General features: G+C 66.3%; 19 protein-coding genes. 8 read left to right on the forward strand and 11 right to left on the reverse strand.

Annotated features, from left to right (window positions below):
• On the reverse strand, window positions 1-162 hold a 162-nt coding region (locus tag GC150_15910; GenBank protein ID MBI1386393.1), incomplete at its 3' end, for a Flp family type IVb pilin.
• A gap of 143 nt (window positions 163-305) precedes the next feature.
• Here GC150_15910 and GC150_15915 point away from each other — a divergent pair.
• The 4 genes from GC150_15915 to GC150_15930 all read left to right on the forward strand — a co-directional run bounded on the left by GC150_15915 (window position 306) and on the right by GC150_15930 (window position 3444).
• Window positions 306-977, forward strand: coding sequence for a hypothetical protein (locus GC150_15915; GenBank protein MBI1386394.1), 672 nt, complete (start codon window positions 306-308; stop codon window positions 975-977).
• Between the two features lie 300 nt (window positions 978-1277).
• A complete protein-coding gene (locus GC150_15920) occupies window positions 1278-1844 on the forward strand; it encodes a pilus assembly protein (protein MBI1386395.1) in 567 nt (188 codons plus the stop codon).
• Between the two features lie 48 nt (window positions 1845-1892).
• Window positions 1893-2528 (forward strand): hypothetical protein, encoded by a 636-nt coding sequence (locus GC150_15925; protein ID MBI1386396.1) that lies wholly within the window; start codon window positions 1893-1895, stop codon window positions 2526-2528.
• A 307-nt stretch (window positions 2529-2835) separates the two neighbouring features.
• Window positions 2836-3444: a TetR family transcriptional regulator gene (locus GC150_15930; GenBank protein ID MBI1386397.1), complete on the forward strand. Its 609-nt coding sequence runs from the start codon at window positions 2836-2838 to the stop codon at window positions 3442-3444.
• 67 nt (window positions 3445-3511) lie between these two features.
• On the opposite strand, the gene GC150_15935 is transcribed toward GC150_15930, so the two are convergent.
• The 8 genes from GC150_15935 to GC150_15970 form a co-directional block, all read right to left on the reverse strand.
• Window positions 3512-4354 (reverse strand): metal-dependent hydrolase, encoded by an 843-nt coding sequence (locus GC150_15935; protein ID MBI1386398.1) that lies wholly within the window; start codon window positions 4352-4354, stop codon window positions 3512-3514.
• Between the two features lie 161 nt (window positions 4355-4515).
• Entirely contained in the window at window positions 4516-6330 is a 1815-nt protein-coding gene (locus GC150_15940; protein ID MBI1386399.1) for a hypothetical protein, read from the reverse strand.
• A 126-nt stretch (window positions 6331-6456) separates the two neighbouring features.
• Window positions 6457-7353 (reverse strand): histone deacetylase, encoded by an 897-nt coding sequence (locus tag GC150_15945; GenBank protein ID MBI1386400.1) that lies wholly within the window; start codon window positions 7351-7353, stop codon window positions 6457-6459.
• Between the two features lie 105 nt (window positions 7354-7458).
• A complete protein-coding gene (locus GC150_15950) occupies window positions 7459-9894 on the reverse strand; it encodes an FAD-dependent oxidoreductase (GenBank protein MBI1386401.1) in 2436 nt (811 codons plus the stop codon).
• Window positions 9895-9947: 53 nt separating this feature from the next.
• Window positions 9948-10658, reverse strand: coding sequence for a hypothetical protein (locus GC150_15955; GenBank protein MBI1386402.1), 711 nt, complete (start codon window positions 10656-10658; stop codon window positions 9948-9950).
• The gene (locus GC150_15960; protein ID MBI1386403.1) at window positions 10582-12180 is read right to left on the reverse strand and encodes a methyltransferase; all 1599 of its coding nucleotides are present in this window, start codon (window positions 12178-12180) and stop codon (window positions 10582-10584) included. Before GC150_15960 ends, GC150_15955 begins: the two co-directional genes overlap by 77 nt.
• 73 nt (window positions 12181-12253) lie before the next feature.
• Window positions 12254-13285, reverse strand: a complete 1032-nt coding sequence (locus GC150_15965; protein MBI1386404.1) for an L-threonine 3-dehydrogenase — start codon at window positions 13283-13285, stop codon at window positions 12254-12256.
• A 48-nt stretch (window positions 13286-13333) separates the two neighbouring features.
• The gene (locus GC150_15970; protein ID MBI1386405.1) at window positions 13334-14530 is read right to left on the reverse strand and encodes a glycine C-acetyltransferase; all 1197 of its coding nucleotides are present in this window, start codon (window positions 14528-14530) and stop codon (window positions 13334-13336) included.
• A gap of 143 nt (window positions 14531-14673) precedes the next feature.
• Between GC150_15970 and bmt the strand changes: the two genes are divergently transcribed.
• Together bmt and GC150_15980 are read left to right on the forward strand one after the other, a co-directional pair.
• A complete protein-coding gene (gene bmt / locus GC150_15975; protein ID MBI1386406.1) occupies window positions 14674-15678 on the forward strand; it encodes a betaine--homocysteine S-methyltransferase in 1005 nt (334 codons plus the stop codon).
• The gene (locus tag GC150_15980; protein ID MBI1386407.1) at window positions 15629-16660 is read left to right on the forward strand and encodes an arginase; all 1032 of its coding nucleotides are present in this window, start codon (window positions 15629-15631) and stop codon (window positions 16658-16660) included. The genes bmt and GC150_15980 overlap by 50 nt, the downstream gene beginning before the upstream one ends.
• A 21-nt stretch (window positions 16661-16681) precedes the next feature.
• Here GC150_15980 and GC150_15985 read toward each other — a convergent pair whose 3' ends face one another.
• Window positions 16682-18067: a S8 family serine peptidase gene (locus GC150_15985; GenBank protein MBI1386408.1), complete on the reverse strand. Its 1386-nt coding sequence runs from the start codon at window positions 18065-18067 to the stop codon at window positions 16682-16684.
• Window positions 18068-18291: 224 nt separating this feature from the next.
• On the opposite strand from GC150_15985, the gene GC150_15990 reads away from it, so the two are divergent.
• Entirely contained in the window at window positions 18292-18819 is a 528-nt protein-coding gene (locus tag GC150_15990; protein ID MBI1386409.1) for a sigma-70 family RNA polymerase sigma factor, read from the forward strand.
• Window positions 18820-18892: 73 nt separating this feature from the next.
• Complete coding sequence (locus tag GC150_15995) at window positions 18893-19687, forward strand: hypothetical protein (GenBank protein ID MBI1386410.1); 795 nt, start codon at window positions 18893-18895, stop codon at window positions 19685-19687.
• Between the two features lie 28 nt (window positions 19688-19715).
• Here GC150_15995 and pip read toward each other — a convergent pair whose 3' ends face one another.
• Complete coding sequence (gene pip, locus GC150_16000) at window positions 19716-20669, reverse strand: prolyl aminopeptidase (protein MBI1386411.1); 954 nt, start codon at window positions 20667-20669, stop codon at window positions 19716-19718.
• Window positions 20670-20680 lie beyond the last annotated feature (11 nt).

Here is a 20680-nt window from a genome sequence, read left to right on the forward strand (position 1 = left end):
CGTCAGGCCGTTCTTGACCGACGTGAAGGTGTTCTCGATCTCGGTGCCGACTTCGCCGACGATCGTGATGATCGCAACGCCGATGAGAGCGGCGATGAGGCCGTACTCGATGGCGGTCGCGCCGGACTGGTCCTTGCGGAAGCGTGCAAACAGAGCCTTCATGGGTATCTCCCGTACCTGGATACTACACTGCAGTGTCCGGGGCGCCCGACTGCGAATTGGATGCGTCACCGAACTGAGGGCGACCCTAGTCCTCCACCTCTAATGGAAGTTTAATTTGACAGCTGCACGACTCGGATTGGTAAATGAGTTCAATATGTTCGACCCACCCTGCCACGTCCGGCCCCACCCCATGCCCCCCCGCACGTGTCCTCGCCCTGCATCGAGACACTCGTTTGCAATTCATTCATCTATTTGCGCTCCAATGGCGCAAGCTCCACTCGCAACCCAAAGGCTCAGCCATGCTGTCGGCACGCGCAATTCGCTCCCATCTACTGTCGGCCTGCCTGGGCGCCACCGTCCTCGCCGCCGCCGCCACGTTCCATCCGGCATCCGCGATCGAGAACGTCGGCCTCTTCGACGACTTCCTGGTTCAATACGATCAGGTCGAGCTGATGCGCCTCGACGAGGACGTCGCCGATATCATCGTCGGCAATCCCTCCATCGCGGACGTCACCATTCAGAGCGGCCGTCTCCTCATCGTCACCGGAAAGACCTTCGGCGTCACCAACCTCATCGCGCTCAACAACGCCGGCCAGGTCATCATCAACCGTCGCCTCGTCGTGCGTGCCGACGACCAGAAGGTGGTCCACCTCAATCGTGGCGCCCTTCGCGAGACCTACAATTGCGCTCCCAAGTGCCAGTCGATCCTGACCGTGGGTGATGAACAGAGCTACTACTCGCGCATCGCAAAGGCGGCCGAGGACAAGTTCAAGGTGTCCGCGACGGTCGTCGAGGCCGGACAGGGCGGCGACTGATCGCCCAGCCGGACTGTTGATTTCCGCACCCGCCACGAGGGGGGCAGCCGGTTCGCCGCTGCCCCCTCTGGCTTTCATGGTCCTGCGATGACACCGCCTGGCATGCACCTGGCATGCGCTCCGCATGCCCTCCGGTTGCCCCCTGGCGAGCGCGAGAAAAAAAATGGTAAACTCCCCGATCACCGGAATTGACGCCAGTTTAACCATGGTGAATTTCGGTCAATCTTTTTACCGATCCTTAAGGTCGCTCGGTGTAGACGAATTGTCGTGGGAAACTGCAAGTAACGTGTGGGGCGTCCAATGTCTGGTAGTGTTTCGGCCGTCAAGGCCGTGCCTGGTCGCGGTCTTTTTGCAAGGCTGAGAGGGAATCGTGACGGCTTCACGGCCGTGGAGTTCGCGCTCGTCGCCGCTCCCTTCCTCGCCTTCGTCTTCGCGATCCTCGAGGTCGCCCTCGTCTACTTCGGTACCTTCACGCTCGAGAACGCCGTCGATCAGGCAGCACGCCAGATCCGCACCGGCCAGGCGTCCGCGGCCGGATGGAGCGCGGACGACTTCAAGAGCGAAATCTGCTCGAAGGTGGCGACCTTCTCGGACTGCAACGCGGGCCTCAAGGTCGACGTCCGCTCGTTCGGCAGCTTCTCGAGTATGACACCGCCGGATTCCTTCGACGGCAACGGCGACCTCGACGATACCAAGGTCGGCGGCTTCAGCATCGGCGGCGGCGGCGACGTCGTTCTGGTGACCGTCTACTATAAATGGTCCCTGATCGGCGACATTCCCGGCATCGGCCTGACCAACCAGAGCGACGGCACCCGCCTCATCGTCGCCATGGCCGCATTCCGCAATGAGCCCTTCGAAGGCAGCTAAGCAGACCATTGCCGGGGCTTCGGTCTCGCCACCGCACCCAGTCGGGGTATGCGTAGAATTCACCTGATCCGAGTATGTGGGGTAAGTAACGTGTCCGCTTCCAGTTTCCTTCGCCGGCGCCTCCTGGCTCCTGTGAACGACCTCGTTGAGAAATTCTCCGCCAGTGTGGCGGGTGTGGCAGCGCTCGAATTCGCTCTCGTCGCGCCGATCCTGCTGACGCTCTTCATCGGTTCGGTGGAGTTCAGTCAGGCTCTGACGCTCGACCGCCGCGTCACGACGGCGGCAAGCTCGATCGCCGACCTGGTCGCTCAGGCCGAGGTCATCACGGAGCCGGAGCTGGACGACATCATGGGGATCGCCGAGTCGCTTCTCGAGACGGCCTTGATCAGCCAATTCAACCCCGGCGACCTCTCGATCCAGGTTGTGAGTGTCCTCACCGACGCCAACAACAACGCCACGGTCGGCTGGAGCTACGACAAGGCGGGCGGCCAGCCCTACGCGGCCGGCTCCACCTACTCCGGCCTGCCGGCCGGCCTGCTCGAGCCCCTCTCGAGCGTGATCATCGCGACCGTCGCCTACGATTTCACGCCCGAGATCGGCCAGTACATCTCCGGTACCATCGAGCTCGAGGAGACTTTCTATCTCCGCCCGCGCCGCAGCCTGAGCGTGACCAAGACGGACTGATGGAGGGCAAGCGCCTGCCTTGTTCTTGGGCACCGGGGCCTCTCCGGCCCCGAACCGACACGACCCGAAGCTGCCGTCGAACTTGTCGCGCCACCCCTCAGGTGGAGACATGCTCCGACGGTAGCTTTTTTGTTGCATCGTTCGCGTCTAGCGCATAGTTGTGCAGATAAACTTGTCGTGATGCTTCGATTTCGACGAGTTGTGTTCACACTCTGCTTGTGCCAACCAAAGAGTTCTCTAGTGTCATGTAGGATTTTCTGTGAGTTATATTTGAGACGAAGTCAGATGCTCAAGAGAAGACTGTGAAATGACACGCAGGACTGAACACGTCACGGTAGACCTCGCAGAGAGGATTCGCAGAAGTGCTCGCGAGATCGCTTCCGAGAGCGGCATCGTTGGACTTTCCGCCCGAGAGATCGCGCGAAGGGTCGGCTACTCGGCTGGCACTCTATACAATGTCTTCCGCAATATTGATGAGATCATCCTGCACGTCGAGGCCGACATGTTGGCCGAGTTGCTCCAGGAGCTCGACATAGAGCGGGATTCACGGTCCGGAAGCCTCGATGTTCGTGGTTTCGTTGGCGTTTATTCGTCTTACGTCCGCCGCAACGAACTCGCCTGGAGTCTCTTCGTCGACCACGCCGTGCCCGCGGGCGAGCCGCTGCCGGAATGGTACAAGGCAGTTCTGCAGGATGTGCTCGAGCATCTGACGCAAGCGCTCGCGCGCGAGATCGACGTCGAACAGAAGAGCGTGAGGAATTCCGCGCTTCTACTTTGGACCGCGCTTCAAGGCATCAACTCTTCGAACGTCGCCGCCAAGTTCTCCTGCCTGAGGCAAGAGACGTTGGACGAGCAGACATCAGAACTCGTCGAGACCTTCGTTGTCGGTCTTCGCCAGCGTCGCGCCAAGTCCTGAGCCGCCCCTGGCCGACGCTGGACTGCGAGCCGCCGGGACGAACACTGCCCGGCATAACTCCCCGTCGTCAGCGCACGCGCGGCTCGGCAGCACCATCCGTTGGACCTTGCGCCACATGGCCTCCCGCCGCATGGCCCACCTGCGCCCCGTTCTGGACAGCAGCGTCACCCGAACCGAATCCCCCCGCGAGATCCCCGGCGAACCCGAACCAGGCCCCTTCTGGCAGCAGCCGCTCGCCGAGCAAGGCCCAAATCTGTGGGGAGGTAATGGCGCCGACGAAGCGCTCGCTCGGCGGCGAGAGATAAAAAAGGCCTGCCACCAGCACCGCCATCGCAAGCGATCCGAGCCGGTCCTCGCCATCGAACAGCTTGAGCGCCGAGCCGAACGAACGCTTAACACGCGAGTCGTCGAAATCGACGCTGTAGATTTCGTCGAGCAGCAGATGCGTCAGGTACCCCGCCATCACGAACGCACCGGCCAGCCAGCCGAGCGCCGGATCGGAGCCGAACACCTTCACCTGAACGAATACGGCGATCAGGGAGAAGAAGAGCCCGGCCAGAACCGAATGGAAGATACCCCTGTGGCGGGTGAAGTTGTGGAAGATGCTGTGCAGACCGAACCTGACGAAGGCGAAGGCACCGATCCAGATGATCCACATCTCTGCGATCGAATACTGCCACGACAACTTGAACAGCAGAGTGAAAGCAACGAACAGCGCGATCCCAGTAAAGAGCGCCTGGGACGCGCGCGAATTCTTGAGATCGACGTCGGGCAGCACGGAGCCGAGTGCCCCCGCAAAGGCGAGTGTCACGAGTTCGGCGGGCGGCACGACGTTGGCTGCCATGGTGAGTGTCGCGAGCATGCCGCTCCCAACGATACCCACGATCGCATGCGTTCGGAAGTTCGCCATGCCGAAGTCTCCCCTGGAGCGAGCGAGGTCCGTCGACCCGCTTGACCGGGAAGGAAGATCAGATTCGGTGGCTGCTCCGCCAGCCGACACGGACCGAGCCTGTGGACGACCGGCGCGCCACCGTTCGCAGCCCGCCCCGGCCCCGACCTCGCGTCGAAGGCTCAGCCAGGCCGCCCACTGTCGACCACCTTCAGTATGGCGCGAACGAATTCGGCATTGGTGGCGCGCAGCGGCATGTCCTCGCCCTTGGTGGCTTCGAGCACACCGAGCACCGCTTCGTTGGCCGCGGCCAACAGCCGCGAGGCGCTGGCGTCGTCGATGAGTTGCTGCGACAGCCGCGTCAGATAACGTTGCAGTCCGGGCCCCGGCTTTGCCTCGAGACGGTGCCAGCCCGGTTCGGGTTCGGCGAGGCGTCGCACGGCAAGGGCCAGATGGAAGCGCGCCGGGTGCCGCCAACTCGGTCGGTTGAGGCTCACCCACTGCCGCGTCCGCCAGGCTATCAGTGCGACGATCTTGTAGAGTTCCGGATCGTGCGAGGGATTGAACACCTTGCTAGGCACCATCTGCAGCATTTGTCGCCACTTGCTGCCCTGTGCCAAGTCCGGCCTCTCGCAGAACACGGAGACGAAGCCCGCGATGAGTTCGCGAAGGTCCACCACGCGGTTTCGATCCCCGACTCTGAGAGCGAAGTGCTCGCCGGTTCGGCGCTCGAAGCGTACATGCGCCGGGTGTCCCTCGGGAAGGCTCGCATCGATGTGCAATTGGATGCGCCTGACGTAAGGCGTCCGGCTCAACAGCTGGATCGGTTCGACGCGATTCTGACTGTTGTTGGCCACGACGACATCGTGGATGACATCGGGCTCTCGGGTTTCGATGAGCTTGATGGTGACCGTCACCTCGGGTCGAAGGCTCTCCCGGTTTTCAAAGAGGGCGAAGATGGTCTGGCAGCCGTTGGGCACCTGGCAATCCGTCAGCCACACCGTGCCGTCCGCCTCCACCTCGATCTCGCGGGCGATGATGGTGACACCATTGTTCATCGCGATGAAACGGGCGGCGTTCGGTCCGCGCAGCGTTTCGTCCACGGCCGGACGCACATCGGCGGACTTGCCGCGAAGGACGTGCCGCACGTTCTCCTCGAACAGCCCTTCGTCGAGCTCGTCGTCGGTCGTCACGCAAGCCACCAGCTCGCTCGCTCGTGCGTATCCGATCCAGCACCGGCCCTTCCCGGCCGGATCGAGCACCGCACCCCGCACCGCAACGAGGCCATCGAGCTGCAGCCGCTTGCGGTTCGAATGGCGCTCGGCCTGCACCATGGCGACCAGATCGGTGCCATCCACGATCTCGTAGTTCACCTGCGCGAAGCGCCCGAGGTTCTGGATGTCCCGCCGCCGCAACTCCAGCGTCGCGAGATGATCCCGTTTGAGTCCCGCCGCCTGCTCCGGCCAGACGAGATAGAGCGAAAGCACCGGAGCGCTTCCGGGCGCGCGCGCCTGCATGAATTCCATGACCCGCTCGACGAGCAACCGCCAGCCGACGATCTCGACGCTCTCCTCGAGCCCCGCACCCGAGGAGAAAAAACTACTGACGCCGGTGCAGAATTCACCGATCTTGGCCTGCGACAGGTATTCGCGAAGCGTCGCCTGGATGAATATGAACTCGACGTTCAACTCCTGCGAGTCGTCGTTGCCCTCGATGACCGCGAGGTCCTCCTGATCGAGGATGATTTCGCCGTTGACGATGATCGCGATCGCATCGATCCGACTGTCGCGGCGACCGCCGGTCACGATCGACAGGATATCGTCGGAGGAAAGCCCGAAGTGTCGCTTCTGGTTCAGAACATGGTGGGCGGCGAATGCTTCGAACGCTGCGGGGCTGACATCCGGCCCCTCCTGCCGCGTGCCCGCATCAGGTCTGACCTCGTCCAGCCGAACCGCGTCGGCATAGGCGGCGATGGCAAGTCGCAACGCCAGATCCATGATTGAAATCCCTTTGCCACGGGTACGCCGAACGTCGTCGATTCACATCAGGAATCGGCCGGCTACGAGGCCGTCACCGATCGATGACAGAAAATGTCATGTTCGCCCGGTGTGGCCGGTCGTTGTTCACCCGAGCATCAGACGCGCCAAGCGGAATGTCTGAGCATTGGCCACCACAGTCGGTTCGATCGGATCGCAATACCCACCGCCGATCGCGATACTCAATGCTACCCCTGTCGACCGCGCTCTGCCAACCACCATCTCATCGCGCCGGCAAAGACCCTCGTGGGTCACCGAAAGACGGCCCAACCGGTCCTCGGCGAGCGCATCGACGCCGGCCTGATAGAGGATGATGTCCGGCCGGAATCCCACAACCGCATCGAGTGCGTCGCCACACGCGGCGAGATAGGCACGATCCTCGGCCCCGTCCTCGAGGCCGATATCGAGGTCGCCAGGCACCTTGCGGAACGGGAAATTCCGCTCGCCATGCACGCTCGCAACGAACACGCGCGGATCGCCACCGAGAATGGCGCTGTTCCCGTCCCCCTGATGCACGTCGAGGTCGAGTATCGCCACCCGCTGCACGCGTCCCTCGCCCAGCAGCACGCGAGCGGCCACCGCCTGATCGTTGAAAACGCAATAGCCCGAGCCGAAATCGGCGTGCGCGTGGTGCGTGCCGCCGGCGAGCTGGCCCGAGCAACCCGTCCCGAGCGCCTCCCTTGCGGCGGCGAGCGTGCCCCCGACGCTCGTCCTCGCCCGCTCGACGAGGGCACTCGACCAGCTGAACCCGATCCGCCGGAGGGCTCTGGCATCGAGCGTGCCGGAAAGAACCGCTTCGACGTAGTCGGTCGTGTGCGCGGCGCAAAGCTCAGCTGTCGTTGCCAGCGGCGATCGCAAGAGCATCCCTTCATCGAGAATGCCCTCCGATAGGAGGCGCTGGCGCAGCCGTGCGTACTTCCCGTGCGGAAAGCGCCGGTCGCCGCCGAATGCCTGATCGAAGCGATCGGACCAGTAGACCCGCATGCCGCCCCTCCTGCCCGCAACCGTCGGGCCGGGTCCGGCCCGATAGACGCACCGACGCCCGCAGCAAGCACCTCGGGTTGCGCGCCGGACCGCCTGCGTTTCCCGTCAGGAACGCATGCGCGCGCCCGTCGGATCGAACAGCGGCTCGGGGCAGACCGTCGCCTTGCGCCGGTCACCGAGGATTTCGATCTCGAACGCCCCTTGGCCGAGGTCGCCCGCCAGCCCGGCCGGCACGTAACCTTGCGCGAGCGAGGCGCCGACCCGGTGCCCGTAGCCACCCGAGGTCACCCAGCCGACCACCTTGCCGTCGTGCCAGACCGCTTCGTCGCCGATGACGTCGGCGTCGTCGGCATCGACGCGCCAGGAGAGCCGCATCAGGCTCGGCCCGACCTCCTTTTCCTTTTGCGCCGCCGCCCGCCCGACGAAGTCGTTCTTGCGAAGGTCGATGAAGCGGTCCATGGCCGCCTCGAACGGTCCGTAGATGGGTCTGAGTTCGCGGAACCAGGTCGGGAAGTTCTTCTCGAGCCGCATCGAAAGCAGCGCCCGCATCCCGAAATTGCCGAGGCCGAGATCGGCGCCCGCCGCCATCAGACGGTCGTAGAGCCGGCGCTCGTAGGCCGGCTCCACCCAGATTTCATAGCCGAGGTCGCCCGTATAGCTGATCCGGCCCGTCAACGTCGGAACACCGGCCACGTCCATGCGCCTGAAGCTCATGAACGGGAATGCCGCATTCGAGACGTCTTGGTGCGTCACCCGCGCCAGAAGCTCGCGCGATCGCGGTCCGGCGATCGAAAGGCCGACGAGGCCCTGGCCGAGGCAGTCGACCGTCACGCTCCCGTCGCCCGGCAGGTGCCGTTCGAACCAGCGCATGTGGTGGATTTGCGCCGCCGTCGAGCCGAACATGCGGAACTCCCCCTCGCCGAGCTTGGCGATCGTGAAATCACCGATCAGCTTGCCCTGGTGATTGAGCATCGGCGTCAGTACGAGCTTGCCCGTCTTCGGCATGCGGTTGGTCATGAGGTGCGAGAGCCAGGCCTCCGCCCCCCGGCCCGTGATGCGGTACTTGGCGAAGTTCGCGATCTCGGTGATGCCCACCGCATCGCGCACCAGCTCGCACTCGGCTTTGACGTGCTGGAAATCGTTGGACCGTCGGAACGAGACGATATCGACCGGCTCGACGCCCTTGGGCGCGAACCAGAGCGGCGTCTCGAGCGCCCAGCTGTCGCCCATGACGGCACCCTGCGCAACGAAGCGGTCGTAAAGCGGCGTCGTGTGCGTCGGACGGGCTGCCGGCAACTCCTCGTTCGGGAACCGGATGCGGAAGCGCCGCGAATAATTTTCTTTCACCTTCTCGTTGGTGTAGCCGAGCGTCGCCCAGTCGCCATAGCGCGCGACGTCCATGCCCCAGACATCGAACCCCGGATCATCGTTGACCATCCAATTCGAGAGCGCGAGGCCCACCCCGCCGCCCTGGCTGAAGCCCGCCATGACCCCGCACGCGACCCAATAATTGCGCAGCCCCCGCACCGGTCCGACGAGGGGATTTCCGTCCGGCGCGAACGTGAACGGCCCATTGACCGCCTTCTTGATGCCCGCCTTCTCGAAAGCGGGAAAATGCTTGAACCCGACCTCGAGGGAGGGCGCGATGCGCTCGAAATCGTCCGGCAGCAACTCGTGGCCGAAATCCCACGGCGTCGTCACCGGCGACCACGGCTTGCAGGCCTTCTCGTAGGTCCCCATCAGCATGCCCTGCCGCTCCTGGCGGACATAGATCTCCCCTTCGAAGTCGATCGCCCCTATGATCTCCTTGCCGGTCGACTTGTTGATCGACGCGACCTCCGGCATGTCCTCGGTGAGGAGGTAGGTGTGCTCCATGGCCAGCACCGGCAATTCGAGGCCGACCATCCGCCCGACCTCGCGCGCCCAGAGACCGGCGGCATTGACGACGTGCTCGGCATGCACAGTGCCCTGCTCGGTGACGACATCCCAGGTGCCGTCCTCGCGCTGCACGAGCTCCGTGACGCGATTGCGCAGCACGATTTCCGCTCCCCCGATGCGCGCTGCCTTGGCATAGGCATGCGTCGTGCCGGAGGGATCAAGATGGCCCTCGATCGGATCCCAGAGCGCGCCGATGAAATGCCGCTCGTCGATGAGGGGCATCATCTCCTTGGCCTCCTTCGGCGATATGATCGCCAGATCCATGCCGAGGTAGCGCCCGCGCGAAACGGTGTTGGCGAGCCACTCCATCCGCTCCTTGGTGCCGGCGAGCTGGATGCCGCCGGTCAAGTGCAGGCTGCACGACTGGCCTGAGATCTTCTCGAGTTCGTCGTAGAGAGAGACGGTGTAGGCCTGCAGCTTGGCGACGTTCGGATCGCCATTGAGCGTGTGGAAGCCGCCCGCGGCGTGCCAGCTCGAACCGGACGTCAGCTCCGAGCGCTCGATCAGCATGACGTCTTTCCACCCCGCCTTCGTCAGATGGTAGAGCACCGAGCATCCGACGACGCCGCCGCCGATCACGACGGCCTGGACATGGTTCTTCATTGTTCTCCTCCCTGAATTCCGGACGTCCTGCGTCGTGCCGCCCGAGGCATGGCTCAGCCGCCGTATCGATAGGTGTCGTAGTCGATGTTGCCGCCCCAGACCCACGCCGCGATCATTCCCCTGGCCGTCGTCCGTGTCGCGTGCGGCTCGTAGCTCGCATGATGCATGCGCGCGCCCGGCCCCCGCTTCAGGTAGGGCCGATCTGCCTGCTGCCAATCCGCCTCGCCGGCGATCTGCACGAAGAGCTCTTCGGCGGCGTGCGTGCGCACGCTGTAATCCACGCCTGGCACCATGGCGAAGAGGCCGACGCGACAGCGCGGTTCCTTTATCATCCCGTCCGGCCCGACGATCTCGACCGTCTGCATCCGTGCAGCGACCGCGGCATCGATGCGGCCGTCCTCATAGCCCGAATAGTGCCAATCGAGGTCCGCAAGGAGCGGCGCGATGAGGCCGGCCACCCGGTGGCCACCAGGCGCGGCCGCGATCGCGGCAACTTGGGCCGAGGTTGCGAGCCCCCGCGGGGCCGGTGCCACCGGGCCGGCGGCATGCTCGCGCAGCACCATGGCCGCCAGACTCGCGATATCCTCTCCGCCCTCCTCGAAGAGTTCGGCGAGCCCCGTCATCATCGCCTCGAAACCCTGCATTATTGCCTCCCTGGTCCGGTCCACCACTCGACCGGGCTCGCAATCAGAAGTCGGTCGGTGCGCCACCCTCGGCCTTGCGCCGGGCGACGAACGCCTCCAGCTCCTCGCGAATGCCGGCATCCATGGCAGGTGCTTCGAACTCCGAAAGGATTTGCTTCCACATCCTGTTGGCGCGCCTCGGTGCATCGAGCGCGCCCGCCAGCTCCCAGGCTTCGTAGTTCCGCCAGTCGGACACGAACGGCTGGTAGAAGGCGGTCTGATAACGGCTCTGGGTGTGCTCGGCGCCGAAGAAGTGGCCGTGCGGGCCCACGGTGCGGATCGCCTCGACGGCGAGGTCGTCCTCGGTCACCGGCACCGGCTCCATGTACTTGATCATCTGGTTCAGCGTCTCGCAGTCGAGCACGAATTTCTCGTAGCTCGCGCAGAGCCCGCCCTCCAGCCACCCGGCGGCGTGATAGACCATGTTGACCCCGGCCGAAACGCAAGCCCAGAGGGAAAAGGCGCTTTCCCAGGCCGCCTGCGCGTCCGGCGCGTTCGCGGCGCAGGCGTTCGAGGCCCGGCACGGCAGTTTGTAGAAGCGCGCCATCTGCCCGGACATCTGTGTTGCGCGCATGTACTCCGGCGTGCCGAACGCCGGTGCCCCGGACTTCATGTCGACGTTCGAGGTGAAGGTGCCGTAGACCACCGGCGCGCCAGGCCTGATCCATTCGAGGAGTGCGATGGCCGCGAGCGCCTCGGCGGTCTGCTGAACGACCGCCCCCGCGAGCGTCACCGGTGCCATCGCCCCCGCGAGCGTGAACGGCGTCACCACCACAGGCTGACCACGCTTGGCGAGCCGCATCGCCCCGTCGAGCATCGGAAAGTCGTGCTTCAGCGGTGACGAGGAGTTTATATTCGTGTACATTCGCGGGCTGGCGTCGAACTCCTCGTGGCTGAGCCCGCTCGCGATGCGCACCATCTCCATGGCATCTTCGATGCGCTCCTTGCCGAGCGAATAGGCGTGGCAGACCTTGTCGGTCAACGTCAGCTTGTCGAACAGGCAGTCGAGATGCCGCACGGAGGCATGGATATCGACCGGCTCGACCGGATAGCCTCCCGCCATGTGGATGCAGTTGAAGTGCTGCGTCAGTTTGATGAGGTCCTGATAGGATGAACGGTCGCCGACCCGCCGCCCGCGGTCGAGATCGGAGCAGTTCGGGGGACTGGAAACATTGATGAACACCATGCTGCGCCCACCGATGTGCAGGCGCTTCGCCGGATTGCGCGGCGTGATGTGGAAATCGCTCGGCGCGCGAGCCAGCATTTCCATGACGAAATCGCGCCCCATGCGCACCGTCGCCGTCTCCTCGTCGACGCTGCAGCCGGCCGCCTTGAGATGGGCCCGCGCCTCGGGATGGAGGAAATCGATGCCGATCTCCTCGAGCACGCGCATGGCACCGTCGTGCACCTTCGCAACGCCCTCCGCGCTCAATGGCTCGGTCGGCGCGTCGGAATTCTCCGGAATCACCCAGTCCAGCTGATGCAGCAGGCCGCCACGGTCGCTGCGGTCCGGCGAACTCGGGCGCCGTCCCCGTCGCCGCGCGCCCCGGCCCGCGCCGGCCGCCTCGTCGGCTGGGTTCTCGATTTCGTCGCTGCCGCCCATCGGTCGCTCCTTCGTCCTGCGCCTCGCCGACGGCTGGCGGTTCACCGCCGCGCGGCCTCGGTTTTCGTTCCGTTCAGATATCGTCCATGTCGAGCACGACTTTCGCCGCCTCGCCGGCCTTGATGGTGGAAAACGCCGTCTCGTATTCGGCGAACGCGAAGCGGTGCGTGATGACCGGCGTCACGTCGAGTCCGCTCTCCAGCATGGCCAGCATCTTGTACCAGGTCTCGAACATCTCCCGACCGTAGATTCCCTTGATAGTGAGGCCGTGGAAGATGACGGCGTTCCAGTCGATCGCGAAAGGTTCGGAGGGGATGCCGAGCAGCGCGATTTTCCCACCATGGTTCATCGCCGCGATCATGTCGCGCACCGCCGCGGGTGCTCCGGCCATCTCGAGGCCGACGTCGAATCCCTCCGTCATGCCGAGTTCGCCCATGACGTCGGCGAGTTTCTCGACCGTCGGATCGACCGCACGCGTGACGCCGAAGTCGGCCGCCGCCGCCCGCCGCTTCGGATTGGGATCGGTGATGACGACATGGCGCGCCCCGACGTGCCGCGCGATCGCCGCCGCCATGAGCCCGATCGGCCCCGCTCCGGTGATGAGCACGTCCTCGCCGACGAGATCGAACGAGAGTGCGGTGTGCACGGCGTTGCCGAGCGGATCGAGGATCGCGCCGACCTCGTCACTCACCGCGTCCGGCAGTCGGTAGACGTTGTGCTCGGGAATGGCGATGAGTTCGGTGAAGGCACCCGGCCGGTTGACGCCGACGCCCTTGGTGTTGCGGCAGAGATGCTCGCGGCCGGCCCGGCAGTTGCGGCAGCGCCGGCAGACGAGATGGCCTTCGCCCGCGACCCGGTCGCCGACCTTCACGCCTTCGACATCGGCCCCGACCGCCTCGACCACGCCCATGTACTCGTGTCCGACCACCAACGGCACGGGCACGGTCGCGGCCGCCCAGGCATCCCAGTTGTAGATGTGCATGTCGGTGCCGCAGATCGCCGCGCGCTTGACGCGGATGAGCACGTCGTCGGGGCCCGCGACGGGTTCCGGCACGTCCTCCACCCAGAGCCCGGGTTCACCGCGCGCCTTGACCAGTGCCCGCATGTCGTCCTCTCGAATTGTCTCGACCGGTTCGCCCCCGGAACGCGCCGCCTAAGCCGGCCCGATCTCCTGGCGTGCCGCCACGAATGCAGCAATAGCCGTGTCCAGGTCCTCGCGAGTGTGCGCCGCCGACATCTGGGTGCGGATTCGCGCCTTGCCGCGCGGCACCACCGGGAAGGAGAATGCCGTCACGTAAACCCCGCGCCGCAGCATCGCCTCGGCGAGCGCGACGGCCGACCGCGCCTCTCCGACCATCACCGGAACGATCGGGTGACCCGCTCCCGCAAGTTCGAAGCCGGCCGCCGCCATGCCGGCTCGGAAGTGCTGCGCATTCCCGGCGAGCCGCTCCCGCAGCGCACCCGATTCCGCGAGCAGATCCAGCGCTTCGAGCGTTGCCGCCACGATCATCGGGGCGAGCGAGTTGGAAAAGAGGTAGGGACGCGCGCGCTGGCGCAAGAGCTCGACGATCGGCCCCGGTCCGGCGATGTAGCCGCCGGACGCCCCGCCGAGCGCCTTTCCGAACGTGCCTGAAAGGAGTTGGACGCGCCCTTCGACGCCCATCGCCTCGGGCGTGCCTGCCCCGCGCGCGCCGACGAACCCGACAGCGTGCGAATCGTCCACCATGACCATTGCATCGTGGCGTTCGGCGAGATCGCAGATCGCCGGCAGGTCGGCGATGATGCCGTCCATGGAAAAAACGCCATCGGTCACGATCAGACGGTGCCGCGCATCCCGCGCCTCGATGAGCCTCGCTTCGAGTTCACCCATGTCGTTGTTGGCATAACGCAGCCGTCGCGCCTTCGAGAGCCTGACCCCGTCGATGATCGAGGCATGATTGAGCGCATCCGAGATGATCGCGTCCTCCTCCCCGAGCAGCGCTTCGAAGATGCCCGCATTGGCATCGAAGCAGGACGAAAAGAGGATCGCATCCTCGGTCCCGAGGAAGCCGGCGATGCGGCACTCCAGCTCGCGGTGCAGGTCCTGCGTACCGCAGATGAAGCGCACCGACGCCATCCCGAATCCGCGCTCATCCAGCGCCCGCTTGGCCGCCGCGATCAGCCTCGGGTGGTCAGCGAGCCCGAGATAGTTGTTCGCGCAGAGGTTGAGCAGCGGCCGCACGCCGTCGGTGGTTGCCACCTCGACGTGTGCCGACTGCGGCGTGACGATGACCCGCTCGACCTTCCTCAGCCCCTCGCGTTCGATGGTCTCGAGCGCCTCGCGGGCACTTGCGATGAGGGAACCGGACATCTCCACCTCCTGGTTGCCACCAGCCGACGGGCACCCTCGCAATGGGGTCCGCCGGGAATACAGCAGTCTAGACCAACTGCGGGGCTAGGAGTGAGCCGTTCGTGACCCTATTGTGTGCACTGCACCAACCCGAGGAGGACGCCATGACATCGCTCGCCGAACTTCTCGAAACGAAGCCCATCCTGCTGGCGGACGGCGCCACCGGAACGAACCTTTTCCAGATGGGTCTCGAGGCAGGCGACCCGCCGGAGGAATGGAACATCACCCATCCCGAGCGCATCGAAGCCCTCCACCAGAGCTTCGTCGATGCCGGTGCCGACATCATCCTGACCAACACGTTCGGCGGCAATGCCCGGCGCCTCAAGCTGCACAAGCTGGACGGACGTGTCCGTGAAATCAACGCAGCCGCCGCCCGCATCGCCCGCAAGGTCGCCGACGCGGCCGGACGGCCCGTGGTCGTCGCCGGTTCGGTCGGCCCGACCGGCGATCTCTTTTCCCCACTCGGCGAGTTGACGCACGAAGTAGCCGTCGCCGTGTTCCGTGAACAAATGGAAGGCCTTGCCGAAGGCGGCGCCGACGTCATGTGGATCGAGACCATGTCCGCCGCCGAGGAGATGAACGCAGCCTGCGAGGCGGCCCGCTCGCTCGGCCTGCCCCATACGGTCACCGCCAGCTTCGATACGGCCGGCCGCACCATGATGGGCCTCGAGCCCGGCACCCTCGGCGGCGCCTTGCCGAGCGGCGAGGATGCCCCACTCGCGATCGGCGCCAACTGCGGCGTCGGCGCCTCCGATCTCCTGGTCTCGATCCTCGCCATGACCGAGGCCGACCCGGACCGCATTGTCATCGCCAAGGCCAACTGCGGCGTGCCGCAGGTCAAAGGCGGCGAGGTCGTCTACACCGGCACACCGGAGCTGATGGCACGGTTCGCGCACCTTGCGGCGGATGCCGGTGCCCGAATCGTCGGCGGCTGCTGCGGCACGACGGCCGGCCACCTCGCCGGCATGCGCAAGGCCCTCGACGAGCACACCCCTGGCCCGCGCCCCGACCGCGCCGCGATCGAGGCGGCGACGGGTCCGCTCGTCGCCCCACCGGCCGATGCCGCGCAAGGCAGCGACCGCAGGCGCGGCAGGCGCGGCCGCGGCTGAACCGCCCGAAAACGCACGCAATGGCAGGGTTGGGCTCGCAATGACGGATATCGCCAGCATCTTCGGCACCAGCAAGGGCGCCACCTTCCTCGAGCTTGCCGCCGGCGACCTCTCGGCGCCGGGCGGCGCCATCGCCCTCCTCGGCGTGCCGCACGCAACGCCCTACGGCGCGACTGGCGACTACGCGGCGACCGCGCCAGCGGCGATGCGCAAGGCCATTGCCCGCTATGGCGCGGCGCGCCACCACCAGGACTTCGATTTCGGTGGCCCTTTGCTCGGCTCGCCCGAGGTCGATACCCGCGACTATGGTGATCTCGCCACGGACCCGGCCAGGCCCGAGACCAACCGGTCGACGATCCGCTCGGCCGTCGCCGCCCTTCGCGCGGCCGGCGCCGTGCCCGTCATCCTCGGCGGCGACGATTCCGTGCCGATCCCGGTGCTCGAGGCCTACGCGGCCGAGGGTCCGATCGCGATCCTGCAGATCGATGCCCACATCGACTGGCGCGACGACGTCGGCGGCGAACGGCTCGGCCTCTCCAGCAATATGCGCCGGGCGAGCGAGATGGCCCATGTCGCGGCCATCACCCAGATCGGCGCCCGGGCCATCGGCAGTGCCCGCCCGTCCGATGCCGCCGACGCCCGCAATTGGGGCGTCCGGTTCGTCACCGCTCCCGAGATCCACCGCCACGGCCTCGAGCGAGCCATCGAGGCGATCCCGACCGGCCGGCCACTCTTCATCAATCTCGATGTCGACGCCCTCGACCCGAGTGTCATGCCGGCCGTCATCGGACCCGCGCCCGGCGGTCTGTCGTTCGCGGACGTTGCCCGATTGATCGAGGAGGCGGCCGCGCGCTGCCCGATCGTCGGATTTGCCGCGGTCGAACTCTTTCCGGCACGTGATGCGAATGGGCTGGCTGCGTTCACCGCCGCCCGCCTCGTCTGCCACGCGCTGGCCCGCATCGCCCGCCAGACAGGTGCCTGATCGGGCGCCCCGCCCCCGACTTCAGCAACCGCCGAGCGCGGTATACTGGACGACCCCCCAGCCGAAGATCGGGTCGCGGCCCTTGGGTCCGAGGTCGCGGGCACCGGCCGCGAGCCGTTCCGTCAATGCCGCCACGTCGCCGTCGCCACGCGCACCGACGGCATAGGCGGCCGCCACGAACGGGGCAGCGAACGAACTGCCCTCGACCTTTTGCAAACTGCCGCCGTCGCCGGCGACTGTTAGCCCAACCCCGGGTGCGGCAAAGGCGACGTGCGCGCCGCGTGCCGAACGCCGGGACGAGCGCAAGCGCTCGTCGATCGCGGTGACGGCTATGACGCCGGGATAGCGCGCTGGAAAGCCGCTCGCGCGCCCAGGCTCGCCGGCCGCCGCGACGATGACCTGCCCCGCCGCGACGGCGCGGCCGATCTCGCGCTCCAAGAGCGCATTGTCGGGACCTGCCAGGCTCATGTTCACGACCTTGATCCCGCGTTCGCCGAGCAGCCGCAACGCCGCCACGAGATCGAACGTGTCGGCCTCGTCGCCCGCCGAACCGGCGTGAAAAGCATTGACGGCAATGAGCCGCGCCGTCTCGACCACGCCGGCCACTTTGCCCTTGGGATTGCCGACCAGCAGGCTGGCGACGCCCGTTCCGTGGTTCGTGCCTGCCGCCTCGCGATCGGCGCGCGCCGTCGAGAGTTGCTCGATCCGGGCCCCCTCGAGAACCGGGTGGCCGAGCTCGATGGGCGTATCGATCATCCCGATGTCGAGACCCGTCGCGCAGCGCGACAGAGAGGCCGTCCAGGCCGTCACCTCGAACGAGGCGCACTGCACGCCGCAGAACTCGCCGGATGTGCGGAACCGCGCACGTGGCCGCCTATAGAGATCGTTCGGCGCGATCACGGCATCGCCCGCTGCCTCCTTGGCCAGGCGCAGTGCCCGCGACAACGAGCGCCCTTGCGGAATGGCGAGCCGCGTCACCCTGAGGCCGAGGGCCGATTGCGCCTGATCACCGGTGACCGAGAAGCCCTGCCGGACCAGCTCGGCAATAGCCGCATCCGTCAGCCCGGCTGCGACGATCTCACGCGGTGAGGGCGCGCGTACCACCGCGGGGCGCGCCGCGGTTCGCCGCGCGCGCCTCGATTTGGTCCGCCGCTCGGCCCGGTAGCGCTGACGCGCCGCACGCCTCGCCCGGTAACGCTTGCGACCGTAGTAGGAACGACCGCGCCGCCATGAGTTGTCGTAACCGCCGCCACTGCCCGCCGACCCACCACCGCCACTTCCGCCGCCCGAGCCGCCGCCGCCATCGCCATCGCCGTCACCGTCGTCCGCCATCGCTGGCGTCGTCGCCAGCCAAGTGGCAATTGGCAGCGTCAGCCAGAGCGTTCCGGCGATCGCGAGGATTTGCATGGTGCGTCGCCATACCGTGTCTTGCGCCGGGCATTTGGATTGCATCATGACGGCCAGCCCTCTCGACGTTCTCCAACAGCCTTATAACGCACGGGCGACTGATCTATTCCCGTGGCACATCACGAATGCTTGTCGCGGTGGCCGATGGCGGAAATCGCAGGACCGAGGGGAATAGGTGCGCCCGCCGGTCGTTCTCCAGGCAAGTTCGATATCGGAACCCCAGTATGGCAGACGATCTCCGTCACGAGCTGGTCGCGCTTCTACCGCGCCTGCGGCGCTTCGCCTACGGGCTGTGTGGCACGATGGACGAGGCCGACGACCTGGTTCAGGCGGCCTGCGAACGCGCGCTGCTGCGCTCGGACCAGTTCATGCCAGGTACGCGGCTCGACAGCTGGATGTTCCGTATCGTTCAGACGATTTGGCTCGACCGACTGCGCAGCGCCAAGCGGCGCAAGATGGTCGACGATCCGGAGATTTTGGACAACGTGGCCGACGACGACCGCATTCATGAACGCACCGAGGCACGCAGTGATCTCGCGGTGATCCGCGAAGAGGTTGCCCGCCTGCCAACCGAGCAGCGCCTCGTCCTCAGCCTCGTTGTGGTGGACGGCATGTCCTACAAGGAGGCCGCCAGCACGCTGGAAATCCCGATCGGCACGGTGATGAGCCGACTCGCGAGGGCACGGCGACGCCTCGCCGAAATCTTGGAGGCCGCGCCGAGGGCGCCGGCCGCCAGCGGGAAATCGGCATGAATGCAACGCTATGCCACGCCACGCCCAACAGAAACGGTCGACCGACATGACAAGGCCCACCGACGAGCAATTGATGTCCTACGCTGACGGGCTGCTGTCACCCGAGGAGGCGCGCGCGCTCGAACACGCGATCGCAGGAGATGCCGAGGCACTCCGGCTCGTCGAGCAATTCCGCCGGACCCGCGACCTCGTCAGCGAGGCCTACGCGGAACCGTTCAACGAGGTCCCGCCGAGCCGGCTCGTCGAAGCCATCATGAAGGCGCCGTCCGGCAATGCCAGCGGCACGGACGCCGCATCCCTGGGGCACGCCGATGGGGCCGCCGCAGGCGCGCGGATACTGACCTTCCCGGACCTCCGCCGGGCGCGTCCGGCTCACCTCGCGCTCGCTGCCTCCATGATCTTCGCCCTCGGCTTCGGGCTTGCCAACCTCCTTGCGTTGCCGGACCACGGCGGCCGTGGCGCCGGGGCGACCGCCCTCGCCGTCGGCCCGGTGCCCGCCGCGTCGCCCCTGGGCGACCTCTTGGAACACCGTGCTGGCGGGGAACTCTCCGGCTCCGGCGAGGCCGCGCCGCAATTCATGGTCGTTGCTTCGTTCAAGGACGGCGCCGGTCGCTTCTGCCGCGAGCTGGAGCTGGTCGCCGACAGCCAAAGCATGGCGCCCCTTTCGGCCGCCATCGCCTGCCGCGAACCGGACGGTTGGGTCGTCGAAGGCGCGGCCCGGATCGCAACGCTCGATGACACCGGCGGCTACCGACCGGCGAGCGCCGGCACCAAGGACGCCATCATCGGCATGGAGCGGTTGCTCGGCCTCGGCGAACCGCTCACGGCCGAAGAGGAGGCCGCCGCCCTGGCCAAGCGCTGGCGCTGACGAGCCCCCGCGGCCGGCGCCCGAGCGATCAGGCGCCCGCCGCGAACCGCTCCGCCGCCAGGATGATCTCGTGCATGTTGCCGGGTTCGGACATCGCGTGCCCCGCGTCCGGCACGATGCGCAGCTCGGCCGACGGCCACACTTTGGCGAGATCGAAGGCCGAACGCAGCGGCGTGACGACGTCGAACCGACCATGGACGATGACCGCCGGTATGCCCTCGAGCTTCGATGCATTGTGCAGGAGCTGATCGTCCCGCTCGAAGAAACCACGGTTCTGGAAATAGTGGCATTCGATACGCGCGAACGCGAGGGCGTAGTGGTCCTGCCCGAAGGCCGCGACCCGTCCGGCGTCCTGGGTCATGGCGAGCGTCGTGCCTTCCCAGACGCTCCAGGCCCTCGCCGCGCGCAGTTTTTCGACGTCGTCCTCGCCGGTCAGCCGCCGATGGAAGGCCGCGACCAGGTCACCACGTTCGGCCTCGGGGATCACGCTCGAGTAGGCCTCGAAGGCATCCGGGAACAGCCAGCTGCAGCCTTCCTGGTAGAACCACTCGATCTCCGCGCGTCGCAGGAGGAAAATTCCCCTGAGGATCATCTCGGTGACGCGCGCGGGATGCCTCTGGGCATAGGCGAGCGCGAGCGTCGAGCCCCACGACCCCCCGCAGAGCTGCCAGCGTTCGATGCCGAGTTCGACGCGAATCCGCTCCATGTCGGCGACCAGATGCCAGGTGGTGTTCGCCTCGAGACTGGCATAGGGCCGCGAGCGCCCGCACCCTCGCTGGTCGAAACAGATGATGCGATAGCGCTGCGGATCGTGGAACCGGCGCATCGACGGATTGGAGCCGCCGCCCGGCCCGCCGTGCACCATGACGACCGGCTTGCCGTGCGGATTTCCGCTCTCCTCGAAGTAGATCTCGTGACCGTCTCCCACGGCCAGTTGCCCGGATCGGTAGGGCTCGATCGGCGCAAAGAGTGTTCGTCGCATGCTGGTCTCGA

The organism is Hyphomicrobiales bacterium (assembly GCA_016125495.1).
GTDB lineage: Bacteria > Pseudomonadota > Alphaproteobacteria > Rhizobiales > RI-29 > RI-29.